The organism is Candidatus Pantoea gossypiicola (assembly GCF_008632075.1).
GTDB classification, from domain to species: Bacteria; Pseudomonadota; Gammaproteobacteria; order Enterobacterales; family Enterobacteriaceae; genus Pantoea; species Pantoea gossypiicola.
Window position 1 is genome coordinate 33,121 of sequence record NZ_VWVM01000005.1, and the last position, 14,783, is coordinate 47,903.

14 protein-coding genes are annotated in these 14,783 nt (G+C 57.5%); 1 reads left to right on the top strand and 13 read right to left on the bottom strand.

Annotated features, from left to right (window positions below; all coding sequences use genetic code 11):
* Positions 1-12: 12 nt before the first annotated feature.
* The 3 genes from F3I20_RS07950 to F3I20_RS07960 are packed head-to-tail and all read right to left on the bottom strand — an operon-like array spanning position 13 to position 4,192.
* Positions 13-1,560 carry a DHA2 family efflux MFS transporter permease subunit gene (locus tag F3I20_RS07950; RefSeq protein ID WP_072208238.1) on the bottom strand — a complete coding sequence of 516 codons (1,548 nt, stop codon included), beginning with the start codon at positions 1,558-1,560 and terminating at the stop codon, positions 13-15.
* Positions 1,561-1,580: 20 nt separating this feature from the next.
* On the bottom strand, positions 1,581-2,741 hold the full coding sequence (locus tag F3I20_RS07955; RefSeq protein ID WP_047063019.1) for an HlyD family secretion protein: 1,161 nt from the start codon (positions 2,739-2,741) through the stop codon (positions 1,581-1,583).
* A 14-nt stretch (positions 2,742-2,755) separates the two neighbouring features.
* Positions 2,756-4,192: an efflux transporter outer membrane subunit gene (locus F3I20_RS07960; RefSeq protein ID WP_193067290.1), complete on the bottom strand. Its 1,437-nt coding sequence runs from the start codon at positions 4,190-4,192 to the stop codon at positions 2,756-2,758.
* Between the two features lie 60 nt (positions 4,193-4,252).
* On the opposite strand from F3I20_RS07960, the gene F3I20_RS07965 reads away from it, so the two are divergent.
* Entirely contained in the window at positions 4,253-4,903 is a 651-nt protein-coding gene (locus tag F3I20_RS07965) for a TetR/AcrR family transcriptional regulator (RefSeq protein ID WP_052768068.1), read from the top strand.
* Between the two features lie 371 nt (positions 4,904-5,274).
* Here the strand turns inward: F3I20_RS07965 and F3I20_RS07970 are convergent, their stop codons facing one another.
* From F3I20_RS07970 to F3I20_RS08015, 10 genes are all read right to left on the bottom strand, one after another.
* Positions 5,275-6,204 carry an NADP-dependent oxidoreductase gene (locus F3I20_RS07970; RefSeq protein ID WP_047063021.1) on the bottom strand — a complete coding sequence of 310 codons (930 nt, stop codon included), beginning with the start codon at positions 6,202-6,204 and terminating at the stop codon, positions 5,275-5,277.
* Between the two features lie 25 nt (positions 6,205-6,229).
* Positions 6,230-7,579 (bottom strand): alpha/beta fold hydrolase, encoded by a 1,350-nt coding sequence (locus F3I20_RS07975; protein WP_223812791.1) that lies wholly within the window; start codon positions 7,577-7,579, stop codon positions 6,230-6,232.
* The gene (locus F3I20_RS07980; protein ID WP_047063023.1) at positions 7,524-8,393 is read right to left on the bottom strand and encodes an aldo/keto reductase; all 870 of its coding nucleotides are present in this window, start codon (positions 8,391-8,393) and stop codon (positions 7,524-7,526) included. The genes F3I20_RS07975 and F3I20_RS07980 overlap by 56 nt, the downstream gene beginning before the upstream one ends.
* Before the next feature lie 54 nt (positions 8,394-8,447).
* Entirely contained in the window at positions 8,448-9,692 is a 1,245-nt protein-coding gene (locus tag F3I20_RS07985) for an alpha/beta hydrolase family protein (RefSeq protein ID WP_080346974.1), read from the bottom strand.
* Between the two features lie 52 nt (positions 9,693-9,744).
* Positions 9,745-10,419: a TetR/AcrR family transcriptional regulator gene (locus tag F3I20_RS07990; RefSeq protein WP_047063024.1), complete on the bottom strand. Its 675-nt coding sequence runs from the start codon at positions 10,417-10,419 to the stop codon at positions 9,745-9,747.
* 111 nt (positions 10,420-10,530) lie between these two features.
* Positions 10,531-11,358, bottom strand: a complete 828-nt coding sequence (locus F3I20_RS07995) for a 5-oxoprolinase subunit C family protein (RefSeq protein WP_223812790.1) — start codon at positions 11,356-11,358, stop codon at positions 10,531-10,533.
* A complete protein-coding gene (locus F3I20_RS08000) occupies positions 11,339-12,229 on the bottom strand; it encodes a 5-oxoprolinase subunit B family protein (protein ID WP_047063026.1) in 891 nt (296 codons plus the stop codon). Before F3I20_RS08000 ends, F3I20_RS07995 begins: the two co-directional genes overlap by 20 nt.
* A complete protein-coding gene (locus tag F3I20_RS08005; protein ID WP_047955834.1) occupies positions 12,219-13,616 on the bottom strand; it encodes an acetyl-CoA carboxylase biotin carboxylase subunit in 1,398 nt (465 codons plus the stop codon). The genes F3I20_RS08000 and F3I20_RS08005 overlap by 11 nt, the downstream gene beginning before the upstream one ends.
* Before the next feature lie 16 nt (positions 13,617-13,632).
* Entirely contained in the window at positions 13,633-13,884 is a 252-nt protein-coding gene (locus F3I20_RS08010) for an acetyl-CoA carboxylase (protein WP_047063028.1), read from the bottom strand.
* 29 nt (positions 13,885-13,913) lie between these two features.
* Complete coding sequence (locus tag F3I20_RS08015) at positions 13,914-14,681, bottom strand: 5-oxoprolinase subunit PxpA (RefSeq protein WP_200900453.1); 768 nt, start codon at positions 14,679-14,681, stop codon at positions 13,914-13,916.
* Between the last annotated feature and the right edge of the window lie 102 nt (positions 14,682-14,783).

Below are 14,783 nucleotides of genomic sequence, written 5' to 3' on the forward strand. Positions count from 1 at the left end.
ATGCCCTGTTGTTTAGTGACCGCCGCTCATGTCGATGGGTCCCTTTGGTTTTGGAGAGAACCAGATTAATGCGGCGGCGAAGGCGAAGCAGAAAGCAATCGCAGCGAACATGTTGAGTGTTGCGAGCATGACGCTCTGGCCCTCAACGATGCTGCTCAGCGTAGATGTGGCAACCTCTCTCGACATTCCACTGGCCATCATGCTGTCGAGGGTGGTTTGTCCCTGAGTCATCGCGCTTGCCAGTTCAGTCTGGTTCTCACGTGTCGCGTTGGCCCACCCGGTCTGAACTATTGAAGTCGCAAACGCGCCGGCGAGCGTTCGCATGAAATTTGAGATCCCGGCCGCGTCGGCCTGTTCTGCTGTTGTGACGCTCGCCATACACAGACCGGTTACAGGGATGAAAAACATCATCAGGAATGGGCCCGTCAGCAGCATCGGCCAGGCCATCTGAATGAAGGTAATATCCGGCGTGAATCCCACCCGCCACGCAGATATGCCACCAAGTCCCAGCAATCCGACCGATACAATCAGCCGTGGATCGAGCCTTGCCGCTACCTGACCGATGATGGGGGAACTAATTACTGCGAGAATCCCCATGATCCCGGTGGCATATCCTGCCCACGTGGCGGTGTAGCCCATGTTCTGCTGCAGCCAGAGCGGGATCAGAACAATACTGGCGAAGAACGCACCAAACGCAACCGAGTAGGTAATGGAAGCCGCAACGAAGCCGCGATGGCGAAACACGTGCAGATTAACGATGGGATTCTTTTCGGTCAGTTCCCACATCAGGAAGGCGACAAAGCCGATTACTGCAATCACTGCAAGCACGCGGATTTCTGTTGCAGCGAACCAGTCATGGTTGCGGCCTTCATCAAGCATGATTTGGAGCGCACCGACCCACACAATAAGCAGGCCAAGACCCACTACATCAATCGGAGACCGGGTGACCGTTTCCTGCTGGCCTCGCATCAGGTACAGAAGTCCTAGGCCACCGGCGGCAGCAATTGGCACATTGATGAAGAATATCCACTCCCACCCGACGTTATCGGAGATCGTGCCGCCAAGAATGGGACCGGCGATCGGTGCGACTGTGGTTGTCATCGCCCATATGATTGTCGCGATTGTCGCCTTCTCAGGTGGGAAGATACGCAGCAGAAGGGTCTGCGAAAGGGGAATGATCGTGCCACCGGCCAAACCCAGGAATATGCGCCCGGCGACGAGCATGCCAAGCGTGCCCGACAGGCCACACACTAGCGAGAGCACGCCGAAGGCCAGATAAGAGGTAATGAACACACGATAACCACCGAAGCGGCGCATGAGCCACCCGGTAAGCGGCACAGTGATCGCTTCGGCCACTGCGTAGGAGGTGATAACCCAGCTTGCCTGGCTGGACGAGACCCCTAACCCGCCGGCGATATGGGGGATCGAGACGTTGGCGATAGTGGTATCCAGCACGACCAAAAAATTGCCCAGCCCGATCAGGATAGCGGCGAGGATGAGTTTCCCGCCCCTTAATGACCGGGCGGCTGGATTTTCATGCTGAGAGATGGAATCAACCATTATCGTCTGGTTCCTCACAATCAGTTGGAGACGTCGATATCGGCGGTCATAGACAGACCGACACGAAGAGGATGCTCTGCAAGCTGTTGGGGATCGAGTGCAATCCTTACTGGCAGGCGCTGGACGACCTTGATCCAGTTGCCGGTTGCGTTTTGCGCCGGCACTACAGAAAAGGCCGAGCCGGTACCGCCGGAGAAACCGACGACTTTGCCGTCATACTTAACGCTATTACCGTAGAGGTCTGAGGTGAGCTTAACCGACTGGCCTGGCTTAACCTTCCTGAGTTGACCCTCCTTGAAGTTGGCGTCCACATAGCTGGCGTGGATCGGGACCACGACCATCAGCATTGCGCCAGGCTGCACACGCTGACCAACCTGCACCTGGCGACGGGAGATGATCCCATCAACGGGTGCACGAAGAATGGTGCGTTCGAGGTCGACCTGAGCCTGCTCCCGTGCAGCACGTGCTGCCAGCACCTCGGGATTGGTGTCAGGTGTACTCTTGTCTATAAGTGCCCGGTTGGCGTCACGGCTCCCGATGGCAGTGGCACGATTGGCCGCGGCCTGCGTACGGGCTGCTTCAGCAACTCTCAGACTGGCGAGCGCAGTGCTGTAGGCATTGCGCGCTGTGGTCAACTCTTCGCCTGAGACGGAGCCCGACTCAGCCAGGGCGTTGCGGCGGTCAAGATCGATTTTCGCTCTGGCAAGATCAGCCTGTGCAGAAGAGACCTGCGCCTGGGCGCGCACTTCGTCGGCAGCCCGTGCCGCTATTTGCGCGTCAAGACCGCCATCCGTGGCGATAAGACCGCGCACGCGGCGTTCAGTCAACGCCAGCTCAGCTTCGGCGCGCTTTAGCGCTATCCTGGCATCCGTATCGTCCAGTCGAACGAGAACATCCCCCTGTTTCACGTGCAGCGCATCATCCACCAGGACTTCGCGCACAGGCCCCCCAATCAGAGGGGTCACCTGAGCGATATTAGCCCCGACGTAGGCATTGTCGGTTTCAGCATGGCGGGATGCGACGAAAAGATCATATGCGTAATAGCCACCCCCGAGCGTAGCGACGCTCGCCAGCAGGGCCAGAAATAGCCGCTTTCGCCTGGCGTTTTGCGCTCTGCTATCCGCAGCAGTATTGTTGGCAACGGGAACATCTTGTTCAATGGTATTGGTGGATTCAGACATGGCTCGGATTTCCTTTATGCGCGATAGCCGCCACCGAGCGCACGGATGAGGGCGATCTTGAGGACAAGGGCGCGGCTTTTCAGAGACGCGACCGTGCGGCGGGTGCTGATGAGGGCGTCTTCGGCAGCCAGCACATCAAGATAGGTCGCAAGGCCGCCGCGATAACGATTGCTGGCAACGAACCATGCGGCACTGGCAGAGCGCTCTGCTTCCTGTGCGTGTTCAAGCCGCAGGTCCAGCGCGCGTGTGCTTGTGGCTGCATCAGCCACATCTCGCAGCGCCTGCGTTAATGCGCCGTCATATTGGGCGACGGCCACCCGGTAATCGGCTTCGGCGGCACGGTACTGTCCGCGCAAACGCGCGCCGTCGAAGATCGGCAAGCTGATGGCCGGGCCGACTGTTCCAAAATCGGACCCTGACTCAAACACATTTCCGATGCCGAGAGCCTGCAGGCCAATCAGACCTGTCAGATTGACGTTTGGATAGAAGGCCGCCCTGGCTTCCTTGATCTGGCTCGCAGCAGCTTCTGCCCGGAGCCGTGCGGCAATGATGTCAGGGCGTCGTCCGATTAATTCGGCCGGTAGATTGGCTGGCAGGCCGAAGCTGCCAGTAATGGTCGCGCCCGGACGCGCTATAGTCAGTCCGCGATCAGGGCCAGCCCCAATCAGTGCTGCAATCCGGTGACGAGTGAGGGAGAGGGATTCATTCTGTTCAGCCAGATCGCCCTGAGCTGTGGCGAGTGCTGAACGGGCGCGCTCAACCGCACCTTTATTTTCCAGCCCTTGCTTATTACGACCCTCTATCAGTTCCAGTGTGCGCTTACGCACTTTAATAGCATGTTCGGCGGCATCATGTTCGGCGTAATCTCCGGCCAGATCTCCGTAGGCGCTGGCGATGCCTGCTGACACAGCCAGACGAGTGGCCGCAGCTTCGGCACCTGTTGCTTCGGCTTGTGAACGCGCTGCTGCTAATGCCGCCCGGTTGCGGCCCCAGAAGTCGAGCTCCCAGGTAAGATTGAGGGTTGTCTGACCATAATCACGCCAGCCCTCGGGCAGCCCACTTGCCGGGGAAAGATAGTTGTAGCTTTGCTTGGTCGATCCGACCTCACCATTTGCTGTGATGGCGGGAAGCAACCTGCTCCGGGTCTCCTGAACCAGTGCTTCGGCACGGGCAAAACGTGCTGAAGCCACGCGCAAATCGGTCGCTCCCTTCAACCCCTCGGTGATCAGTGCATTGAGCTGGGCGTCGCCAAATTCTTCCCACCAGCGATCCGAGGGCCAGGCCCTCCCGGGTGCGGAAAAGCTTGTAGCACTCGCGAAGCTTTCTGGTCCTGCAGGCACCACGTCATTTTTTTGTGGCAGGGGAGCACAGCTGCTTAGCATGAGCACAACCACAAAGGCGGTGACACCTCCCGACGCCGTGGTCCGCCATTGGAAATTTGATGACCCCATAACATGCCCTACATAACCATACTGTACGGTCATTTTAGATATATGTTCTTGCAGGTGTCAATGCAAAATCGTACAGTGCTGTATGAAAAAGTGAGGTTTCGAATGAGAGTAAAGACAGACGATCGGCGTAAGGCGATCCTTGATGTGGCAATCGAGGTATTTCGCGATGTCGGTTATGCGCGCGCCAGCATGGCGATGATCTCAGCGCGGATCGGAGGATCGAAAGGCACCCTGTATGGCTACTTCAAATCCAAGGAAGCGTTATTCGCTGCTGCCATGATGGCAGTGATGGAAGAACAAGCAGATGAGATTATGGGACTGCTTGATCTGTCCGAGCCGGATGTTTCACTGGCACTTCGGCGTTTTGGTGAGGCCCTGCTTGCTTTGCTGACTTCTGCAGATACGCTTGCCATCATGCGAGCTGCCATTGCCGAAGGCGCAAGTTCTACGCTGGGAGCCACGCTCTACGAGATGGGGGCCGGGCGGGCGTGGGAACATATGACAAACTATATTGCCCGTCAGCAGGAGAATGGTGTGATTCGTCCGGTAGACGCCCGCGTTGCCGCGGCGCATCTAAAGGGTTTGCTCGAAATCGGATTTATTGAACCGTTGTTATTTGGTGCTCAACCCTGGTTTACGCCAAAGGAAGCTGTAGCAACAGCGGTCGATGCGTTCCTTCGGGCTTATGTCAGCAACGGCGGGGGACAGTAACTATTGTTCTCGGTCTGACCTTCTCATCGCAAAGTCCAAATCCAGAGCGATGGAGCACAGGTCACCACCGGCAACATGCTGCCCGGCTCCTTCGTCACGGCAAAGCAGGAGGCACTGATACCTGTGTCGCTGTAAAACCCGTATTCTCGTGCACCACTGGCGATCCGTGTACCTTGCCGCCCGGGCTAGGCTGGAGTCGTTTCGTTGCTTCAGTCCATGCGATATTGCTGTGGCATAGCTATACATGAACAATCTTGTTTAACCAGAGTCGCCATGTCCCGTCATGATCGCCACTGAGTTTCAGTTGATATCATGTTCGGCAATGGCCGTTTTCTGCCATTGCCGGGTTCCTGAGACAGGTCCGTCGCTGATTACATGATCAGCACAATCCGCCCGGCAGGCCGCCGGCCGAGTTCTGCGTTCCTGATGACAGTCAGCGCGTCGGTGAACGGCGCTTCCAGTCCAATGGATACATGGATTTTGCCTTCACAGGCCAGTCGGGCTATCTCCCGCAGGTTCCTGAATCCCCCTGTTGCGAACACCATCCGGTAGCGCCCTGAAATAAAGCCGCGCAGCATTCTGCCAGGTGTCGGATTAATGTCGATGAAGCGTCCCCCGGACTTCAGCATCGCCAGACCCTCGGCGACGTCGAGCGTGCCGAGCGTGTCGAACACCGCGTCGTACGGGCCATAAGCGGCGAAGGACGTTTTGTCCGGGTAGGTAAAGGCCGGGCGGACACCGGCCAGCTCCACGCTTGCCAGCGAGGCTTCGCCGCAGGCGCCGGAAACCTGTGCTCCACAGGCCTGAGCCAGTTGCACAGCACTGCTGCCGACCGCGCCGCTGCAGCCGTGAATGAATATCCGCGACTCGCTGCCAGCACGCGCTGCGCCCACAATGGCCGCCCAGGCGGTGGCGAATGGAATGGGTAAGCACGCAGCTTCACTGAATGACAGCGCGGCGGGCTTGGGGGCAACCAGCCTCGCGTCAGCATCGACGACCTCGGCAAACGCACCCTGCCTTTTGATTTCTACCGTGCCGAACACCTCATCGCCAACCCGGACGTCTGTCACGGCGGTGCCAACCTCGTCGACAATGCCTGCAAAGTCAGAGCCCATGCCCTGGGGAAACCGGTTGCCAGTAACGAACTTCATGACGCCACGGCGAATCTTCCAGTCGAGCGGGTTGATTGCTGCGGCCTTTACGCGCACGCGGACTCGCCGGGGTTCAAGGGCTGGCAGCGAATATTCTGCAAGCGACATTTCTTCGGGGCCGCCGTAGCGGCTGAACTGGACTCTCTTCATGGATGCCTCGTAATGACAATGGGATTTAGAACGTCACCGCGTCGCGCGGCGGAGTATTGATGTCGATGTCTTTGACGCTGGCAGCCGCCGGCCTTTCGGCAGAGGCATCAGCTGTCTGCGACCTGCCCAGAACGGTCGCCATAACCGAGTTCTGCCAGTTGAAATAGGGATTGAAAGTCAGCCGCGCGTGGACTTTTCCCTGCTCACGGTGGCCCCAGTCCGAATACCAGACCGGTACGCCTTGCTCGCAGGCCTGCGTGTCTTTTGCACTAAAGCCATTCAGGCAGATACGAATAATTCCGCCTTCGCCATACACGGGGTTGGCCGGGGCAAATGTCAGGCTCATGTGCGAAAACTGACTGATGCGCCATGCGGGGAGCCTGTCGGGACGAACTAGAACGCGTTGCATATCCACCAGACTGTCCGGTGCCTTGCCGTACCAGATCAGGCGGCTGTCCGGGTGTGTGAAGCGCCGCTGGAAAACGTCGAGCAGATAACCAGTATCCAGCACCGAGTCATGCCCGGCGACCGCCATGAATACCGGCCTGTCATAGGCCCGCTCTCGCAATAGCCGGCGCGCGTTGGCGCTGGTCCGGTAGAATTGTGCGAAACCGTTGGCCGGTACATTGAAGTATTTGACGGCATTCTGCATCGGAACGTTGCCGTCCGGTGTGATGAGCCAGGGCCTGATACGGGCTGCCAGTGGCGCAAGCCAGTCGAATGGCATGCTCTTGAACCCTGGCGAAAACAGCACCAGCCCTGCGATTTCTGGATGGGAGTAAGCGTAGTCGAGAGCCAGATTGGCGCCCGTGGAGAAGCCCCCCAGGTAGACTGGTCCTTCGACATCCTTCTGCAGTGCGTTGGCCTGTTCCCACACGACCTGCTGCCATTGCTCTGCTGTGGTTTGCAACAGATCCTCGGGGCGGGTTCCGTGTCCGGGGAGAAGCACCGTTCGCACGAGAAACCCTTGCATTGCCAGCGGCTGGCCAAGGTCCCGGAATGACCACGGCGAGTCGCCCAGGCCATGCACGAGCAGGATCCCTTTGCGGGGATAACTTCCTTTCTCCGACGACGCGGGTCGCCACTCCTGAGGTGTATTCCACGTCAGTTCGGCATCGTGGTCGGCAAGCTGAAAATGGCGACCAGCCTGTATATGTTGGATTGTTTCGCGTCGATAGTCCTCGAAGCTCACTGCTGCAGCGGGCGGGGCGCTCAGTTTTACGCTGGCGCAGCCGGTCAATATGCCCGCTGTAACAAGGGTCGCTGCGATCAGTATAAAACGGTGCCTCGGGTGGCCCGGTATCGTGCGGCAAACCGCTTCACGCGAGTTCGGCATGATCTTCTTCAGTGAGCCGGATGCCGCCAGCGGCGACATTCTCTTCAAGATGCCTGACCGACCCTGTGCCAGGGATTGCCAGCATGGCCGGTGAGGACGCCAGTAACCAGGCCAGCGCGGCCTGAACAGGCGTGGCACCGTGCCGCTTTGCCACTCGGGTAAGCCGCCCGTCGTCGATCTCGCCCACACCTCCGCCAAGCGGGAAAAACGGGCAGAAGGCGATGCCGGATTCTTCGCAGGTCTGCAACAGGCTCCGATCCTCGCGCCGGGCGAAGTGAAAGTTGTTCTGCACGGCCACGACCGGAGCGATGGCGCGGGCCTCATTGAAATGCCCGATATCGACATTGCTGATGCCGAGGTGGCGAATCAGGCCTTCTTCGCGAAGTGCGGCCAACGCCCCGAAGCGCTCTGCAAGCGACTCGCCGTGCGGTACCGTCATCTCACCGATGCGCAGGTACACCAGGTCGAGGCGGTTCACGCCGAGGCTTGCCAGGTTCTCCTCGACAAGCTTACGCATGTCTCCGCCCGTGGCGGGCCGGTGGCTGCCATCCGGGTTGAATACAACACCGACCTTGGTTGCAATCACCAAATTTGAAGGATAGGGATGCAGCGCTTCACGAATGAGCGCATTGGCTCGTACTACACCATCGGAGCTTTGGTAGAAATCGGCCGTGTCGATCAGGTTGACGCCAAGTTCAACCACGCGGCGCAGCACCGCGCGGCCGGTCTCCGGATCGCGAGCCGGACCGCGGAAACCATTGCAAGGCAGGCGCATGGCGCCAAAGCCGAGCCGGTTGATCGACAGATCCCCGCCGAGACGGAATTCAGGGGAGGGGGTAGCGGATGAGTCCATGTCATGCTCCTGGGAAAATTTGAGAAGACCACAAGGTTCAGCGAGACGCGCGATTTACCCGCGCCCAAGCCGGTCTGCAATCCGGTCGAAGATGAATTCGGTGGCCGTGGCATAGCCTCCTATCTGGCAGTGCGACTGCGCCGTCGAAGACTCATCGAACAACAGATACTCCTTGGGGCAATTCAAGGCGTCGAAGAACGGCCTGGCACCGTGGAAGACCTCGCCGGTTCCATCCAGCACCAGCGTTTCACAGGTCACCTGGTCCAGGATGGCTGAGTTGTCATAGGGCTGGAGGGCCTGCACTACATCTTTGATCGAGTTGGGCACGCCATGCTTCCAGGCGTAATCACTCACCAGATTCCGTAACTGATCAGGAAGCTCGGCCAGCGGCCGGTCGGCGAAACGCTCCAGCTGCGCGATGATTTGACGTCCCCAACTGATGTTGCCCGGATCAGTGATGCAGAGCTTGATACGTTTGTCGAACGCAGCCACGCGAGGCACCAGATAGCCACCGAAGCTCAGGCCCATCAGCGCGATATTGGAGGCGTCTATCTCCGTAAACTTCTCCAGCGCGAAGTCAATCAGCGGGCTGACAACCTTCTCCCAGTCGGGGCGGAAGGTCAGGTTGTTCAGACGCAGCGCGAACCCCTGGCCAGGGCCATCGTAGGTCAGGCAGTGAATGCCCCGCTGAAGCGCACCTTCGCAAACCCACCGGGTGTCCTCGGCCCAGGTATCCCGGCCCGGTGTGACGATGAGTAGCGGGGCTTTCTCGTCAGCATGAGGTGATCTGTAGAAATAGCCGGGAAGGAAGCTGCCTTCGTAGGGGATTTCGATGCGTTCGGCGGGATAGCCGGACAGAGAGATGTGTCGCTCGTAGCACGATGCGCTGGCGACTGCGTACTCCTTCATACGCTTGTCCCCGAAGTCGCTGAAATAAAGCAACGCGCAGCGCCAGTACGTCGAAGCGCGAAGGTAGGCACTGGCCGCGGTGACAGACCTGTTATTTCTGTCCGCATCTTCGGCCCTGTCTTGCAGCCGGGTCGCCAGCGCGGCCCAGGCACTGACCCAGGTCTCTTCGTCGCTGCCCCTGAGCTGGTGCACCACGTCCATGACCTCGCCGAAGTCGGTCATGCCATAGGGCATCAGGCCCAGGATGTGCTTGATCAGCGCATCGAGCAGCACGTTGTCGTTAAAGAAACTCGGTTGTGCCCAGTGTTTTTTTTCCGGGCTGGCAACTTTTACATTGGCCGCATTCGTATTAGCCTGCTCTTTTCCGGACTGACTACTTTGAGTATTCATACATTTCTACCTCCATTCTTCTTGCTGGTTGCTACGTGGTTAAAAAAATGTTTCATTTCTTACTGTCTTCGTCCGTTTGCCCACCCGCTGCGCCATGAAGAAAAATTTGTACAGCATGACCAACGATTTCCTCGATTTCAGCATCAGTCAATGTTGGTGATCGAAGTCCAGACGCAGCCTGAAGCTTGGTGTTAGCGGCCACCAGACTGACAAAATGTTCCGCCAGCGCTTTGGCGGGGACGTCGCGGCCTAATCCTTTTCCCGGCTGCTGTTGAGCGGCAATCCAGACTGAAAGAATTTGGATGGCTTTACCGTAGCTGACGTCCCACATAGCTCTGGCAACGTCCGGAAAGCGCCGGCCTTCATTGACCAGAAGTCGATGCAACGCAAGGGTGCGTGAAGACAGGGCAGATCTCAGTAGTTGCCGGCCAAGAACTGGCAGCACCTCGCCTGGCTCTCCGTCCGCGATGTTCAGTTGCTCCAGCGGCCTGGCAACCTCGGTACAGAGGTCGATCATTGCATGCCTGAAAAGACCTTCTTTTCCTCCAAAGTGGCTGTAAATGGTGCTTCGTGATCCACCAACACGCGCAATCAAGTCATCAACAGCGACTGCATCAAAGCCCCGTTCAAGGAACAACTCGGCGGCGGCCTCAGTCAGGTCACGGACACGTTGGGCTCCTCTGGCAGTTCTGTGCTTAGGAGCGGAGGTTCTTTCGTCAGCTACCATTTTATTCTTCCGGTCTGGATAGATATTTGTACTGTACTATACAGTACAAATAGCAGCAGTTCAAATGGCAAAGCGCAAGATTTTGGAAGGAGTAAGAGCGCAATCAGACTGTCAGGCAGTGAATGCAATGCCCACCGCATCGCGCAGCAGGACAATTGGCTCAAGCCCACCCGGTGCCTGAACGGAACCAATGGGGTAGCAGGCATCGACAATATTGGAGGGATCAGAGCCTGCGCCAAACGGTGGCGTCCGTGGGTTAAACGCCAGCGGCTGCCCGCCTTTCAGACGGTAGCCCGTGCGGTCGGCTTCGGTACTGACATACCAGTCGTCGGCAAAGAAGGTATCGACCGCGGCATCCGTCAGTCGGTGGATATAGAGGCCCGGTACCAGTCGCAGAGTGACGGATTTCTCCAGCACCGGCAGTAATGCCTCAGGAACAGTGTTCCCCTCGCGGCGGAAGCGATCTGCGTTTACTGGATGCACGTTCAACACATCATCCGCTGCCAGTCGCCGCCCCTGAAAGCCCCCCAGCGCCCCCAGCGTATAGGTCGAGCCGCTTCCCAGGACGCGCGGCACATCAAGGCCGCCAGCAATCGCCAGATAGCCACGGCATCCCTGGCGGGCCGGGGCAAAGCGCAGATGTTGCCCGGCGTGGATATACAGCGCGCTGTGCGCAGCAGCAGGTTGATTGTCAACGATCGGCGTCATCGCCGCGCCGCACACCGCGATCAGCGCATCGGTGGAAAAATGTAACTCCGGGCCGAGCAGCGTCATCTCCAGCACCGCATCATCGGCTGCGTTACCCACCAGCAGGTTCGCCATCTGCATTGAATACGGATCCAATGCGCCGGAGGGGGGAATGCCCAGGTGGTAATAGCCTTCACGCCCTGCATCCTGTACCGTGGTGGCAAGGCCAGGCTTAATCACATTGATGGTCATACAACCCCCTTTTCAATAACTGAGGATAGCCCTGCGGATCGGCGACAAAGTCTGCAAGCACAAATGTCACATCGCGAATGCGCGGGGAAAATATGCCTTTTTTCACCTGTTCGCTGATGTCGTCATAAGTCTGATGATCGATGGCGCGGAACTGCACAATGTCGCCCGCTTTGAAGAACACCATTTCGCTTTGCAGATACGGCAGACGTTGCGCCGGATCATAGATCGGCATTGGCGTGATACCAAACAGCTGATAACCGCCAGCGCCACGCACCGAGTAGATACAGCCGAAGCAGCCGCCATGACCGAGGGATAACCCGGGCGTATCGGTACGCGGGCGCAGGTATTTCGGTACCTGGAGCTGTTTGTCATGCCCGACCATCTGGTACATAAACGGCAATCCGGCGACAAAACCCACCATCGACACGAACCACGGCGTACCGCTGTGCGCGGCAATAAAGTCGTCTTTATCCGCATAACCGTTGATGTGTGCGGCATAGTCGAGGTCGCTGCCTTCCGGTGCCTGATGGCGATCGCGAAAACGCATTAACGTCTCGTGTGTCCACGGATCGTTGTACAGCACCGGCACCTCAATAATGCGTGTCGCCAGCGTTGCGTCGGCTTCGCTATCGGCTTCCAGCGCCTGCAACTTGTCGAGCAGCGTTTGCGGTGCCAGCACGTCCGGGTTAAAGCGTACCTGGAAAGAGGCGTTCGCCAGGCAAATATCCAGCACACCGGGGAGCTGGCATGCCTCCAGTGCCCGTGTCAGTGTCAGGCCGTGGAAAAAAGCATTTAACGACATTGACTGGTCAATTTCGGCAAAAAGATGCTCATCTCCGCCAAACGAGTAGCGAATCGGATTATTGGCCATAGCGCCTCTCCTGTAGCGGCGGCGTGGCTGCACTGTCGCGCTCCGCCAGCCACTGCTCAAGGGTGGTGGTGGTAAATTCTCCCGCCTGCAATTGCGGGTGTTGCAGCAGCCATTGATGCAGCGGGGCGGTGGTTTTGATGCCACGTAGTTCAAGCCCGCCGAGTGCCTGGCGGGCGCGGGCCAGCGCGTCGGCGCGATCGGGGCCCCAGGCAATTACCTTCGCCAGCAAGGAGTCATACCACGGGGGAACGCTGTAACCGCTGAAGACATGGCTGTCGACACGGATCCCTTCGCCACCCGGCCACACCACTGCGTCTATCCGGCCAGGGCAAGGGAAGAAGTTCTTGTCGGGGTCTTCGGCGTTAATGCGCATTTCGCAAGCGCTGCCGCTCAGGTGCACATCCGACTGCGCCAACGTTAGCGGTTCACCGTTGGCAATGCGTAACATCCACTGCACCAGATCGATGCCCGTTACCATCTCGGTTACCGGGTGTTCCACCTGGATACGGGTATTCATTTCAATGAACCAGAACTCGCCGCGCGTTTCATCAAACAGGTATTCCAGCGTGCCTGCCCCGCGGTAGCGTAGGTGCCGCGCCAGTTGCACTGCGCTGTCGCAGAGCGCGGCCCGCTGGGCAGGACTCAGGGCAGGCGAGGGCGCTTCCTCAAAGATTTTCTGCCGACGGCGCTGTAACGAGCACTCGCGGTCGAACAGGTGGATCACCCGCTCGCCATCGCCGAGGATCTGCACTTCAACATGACGGGCGCGGGCGATAAAACGCTCGAGATAGACTGCGCTTGAGCCAAAAGCGGCTTTCGATTCGCTCTGGGCAACGGGGAATTCCCGCGCCAGTGCCTCATCATTTTCTACCACGCGGATACCACGACCACCGCCACCGGCTGCGGCTTTAATCAGGCAGGGATAACCGATCTGGCTGGCGCGAACTTGCGCTGCCTGTACCGTTTCCAGCACCCGGGAGCCGGGAACGACCGGCACACCGGCTTCTGCTGCTGTGCGGCGGGCTGCGGCTTTATCGCCCATCACGCGAATGGTTTGCGCGTCGGGGCCGACGAAAATATACCCGGCCTGTTCAACCCGCTCGGCGAACTGGGCATTTTCCGACAGAAAACCGTAGCCAGGGTGGATCGCATTTGCACCGGTTTGCGCGGCGGCATCCAGTAAGGCATTAATGTTGAGATAACTGCGCGCGGCAGGTGCCGGGCCGATAATGCACACCTCATCGGCCAGTTTTGCCGCAAGGCTTTCGCTGTCCGCCTCGCTGCATGCCGCCACCGTTGGGATCCCCAGTGTTTGCGCAGCACGAATAATACGCACCGCTATTTCCCCACGGTTAGCGACCAATAATTTTTTTATTTTCCCCGTCATAAATCCTCCGCAGTGATTATTCGTTATCGGTTTTTATTATGGCGATCACCTGTCCGGGTTCGACGGCATCACCATTTTGTATGGTGATGGCGCTTATTATGCCGCGAGTCTCGGCGAATATTTCACTGAACTGCTTCATCACTTCAATTAAACCAATAATGGTATCGGGTTCGACTTTATCGCCATCCTTAACAAAAGGTGCAGCCTCCGGTGAGGGTTGCCGGTAAAAAATACCTGGCAATGGCGAAAAAATTTCAATATCAGACATCGTATTTCTCTCCAGATAAGCGGGAATGATTAAACCATACCCGGTGAGCAGACGTTTATACCTGCATTAATGAGCGCCATTTTTACCGAGCTGATAATTTCCAGTGCGCCGGGCGTATCACTGTGGATACAAATAGAATCGAAACGAATCGGGATGGTATTGCCGGTAACGGTTTTGACTTTCCCCTCCAGACAGGCCATTAACACTTTCTCGGTGATCGCCTGCACATTAAGACGTCCGGTACTGCGGGTGAAGACAATAAGCCCTTGATCGTCATACTCTCTGTCGGCGTAAAACTCGGTGACTACCGGATGCTCCAGCCGCTGCGCTGCCTGCCAGACGGCGGAGCCCGCCATGCAGTAAAGATAGAGGCCGGCGTCGAGTTGATGCAGGGCGGCAACAAAACATTGCGCTGCCGTTTCATCCCGCGCCAGGTGCATATATAACGCGCCGTGCGGTTTAATATGCTGTAATGGCAAGGAGTATAAACGTGCGAATTCCCGCAATGCACCCAGTTGGTAAATAATGTCGTTAACCAGTTCGTCCATCGGAATAGATAAATGGCGGCGACCAAATCCTTGTAAATCATTAAATCCCGGATGTGCGCCAATGGCTACGCCATTTTTTCTGGCCGACTCGACAGTTTTTCGCATAATACTGGGATCACCAGCGTGAAACCCGGTGGCAATATTGTCGGAGCTGATTATCGTCATAAGTTCATTATCAACATCATCGCCAATTATCCATGAGCCAAAACTTTCTCCTATATCGGAGTTGATATCGACCGTTTTCATCATAATAATTTCTTATTTCCGTTGGGGACGTCAATTCACTATATGAAGATTTATTTGTATCCGAAAAGTATTATTTTTAGATAGTCTGATATCAGAAAAACAGAA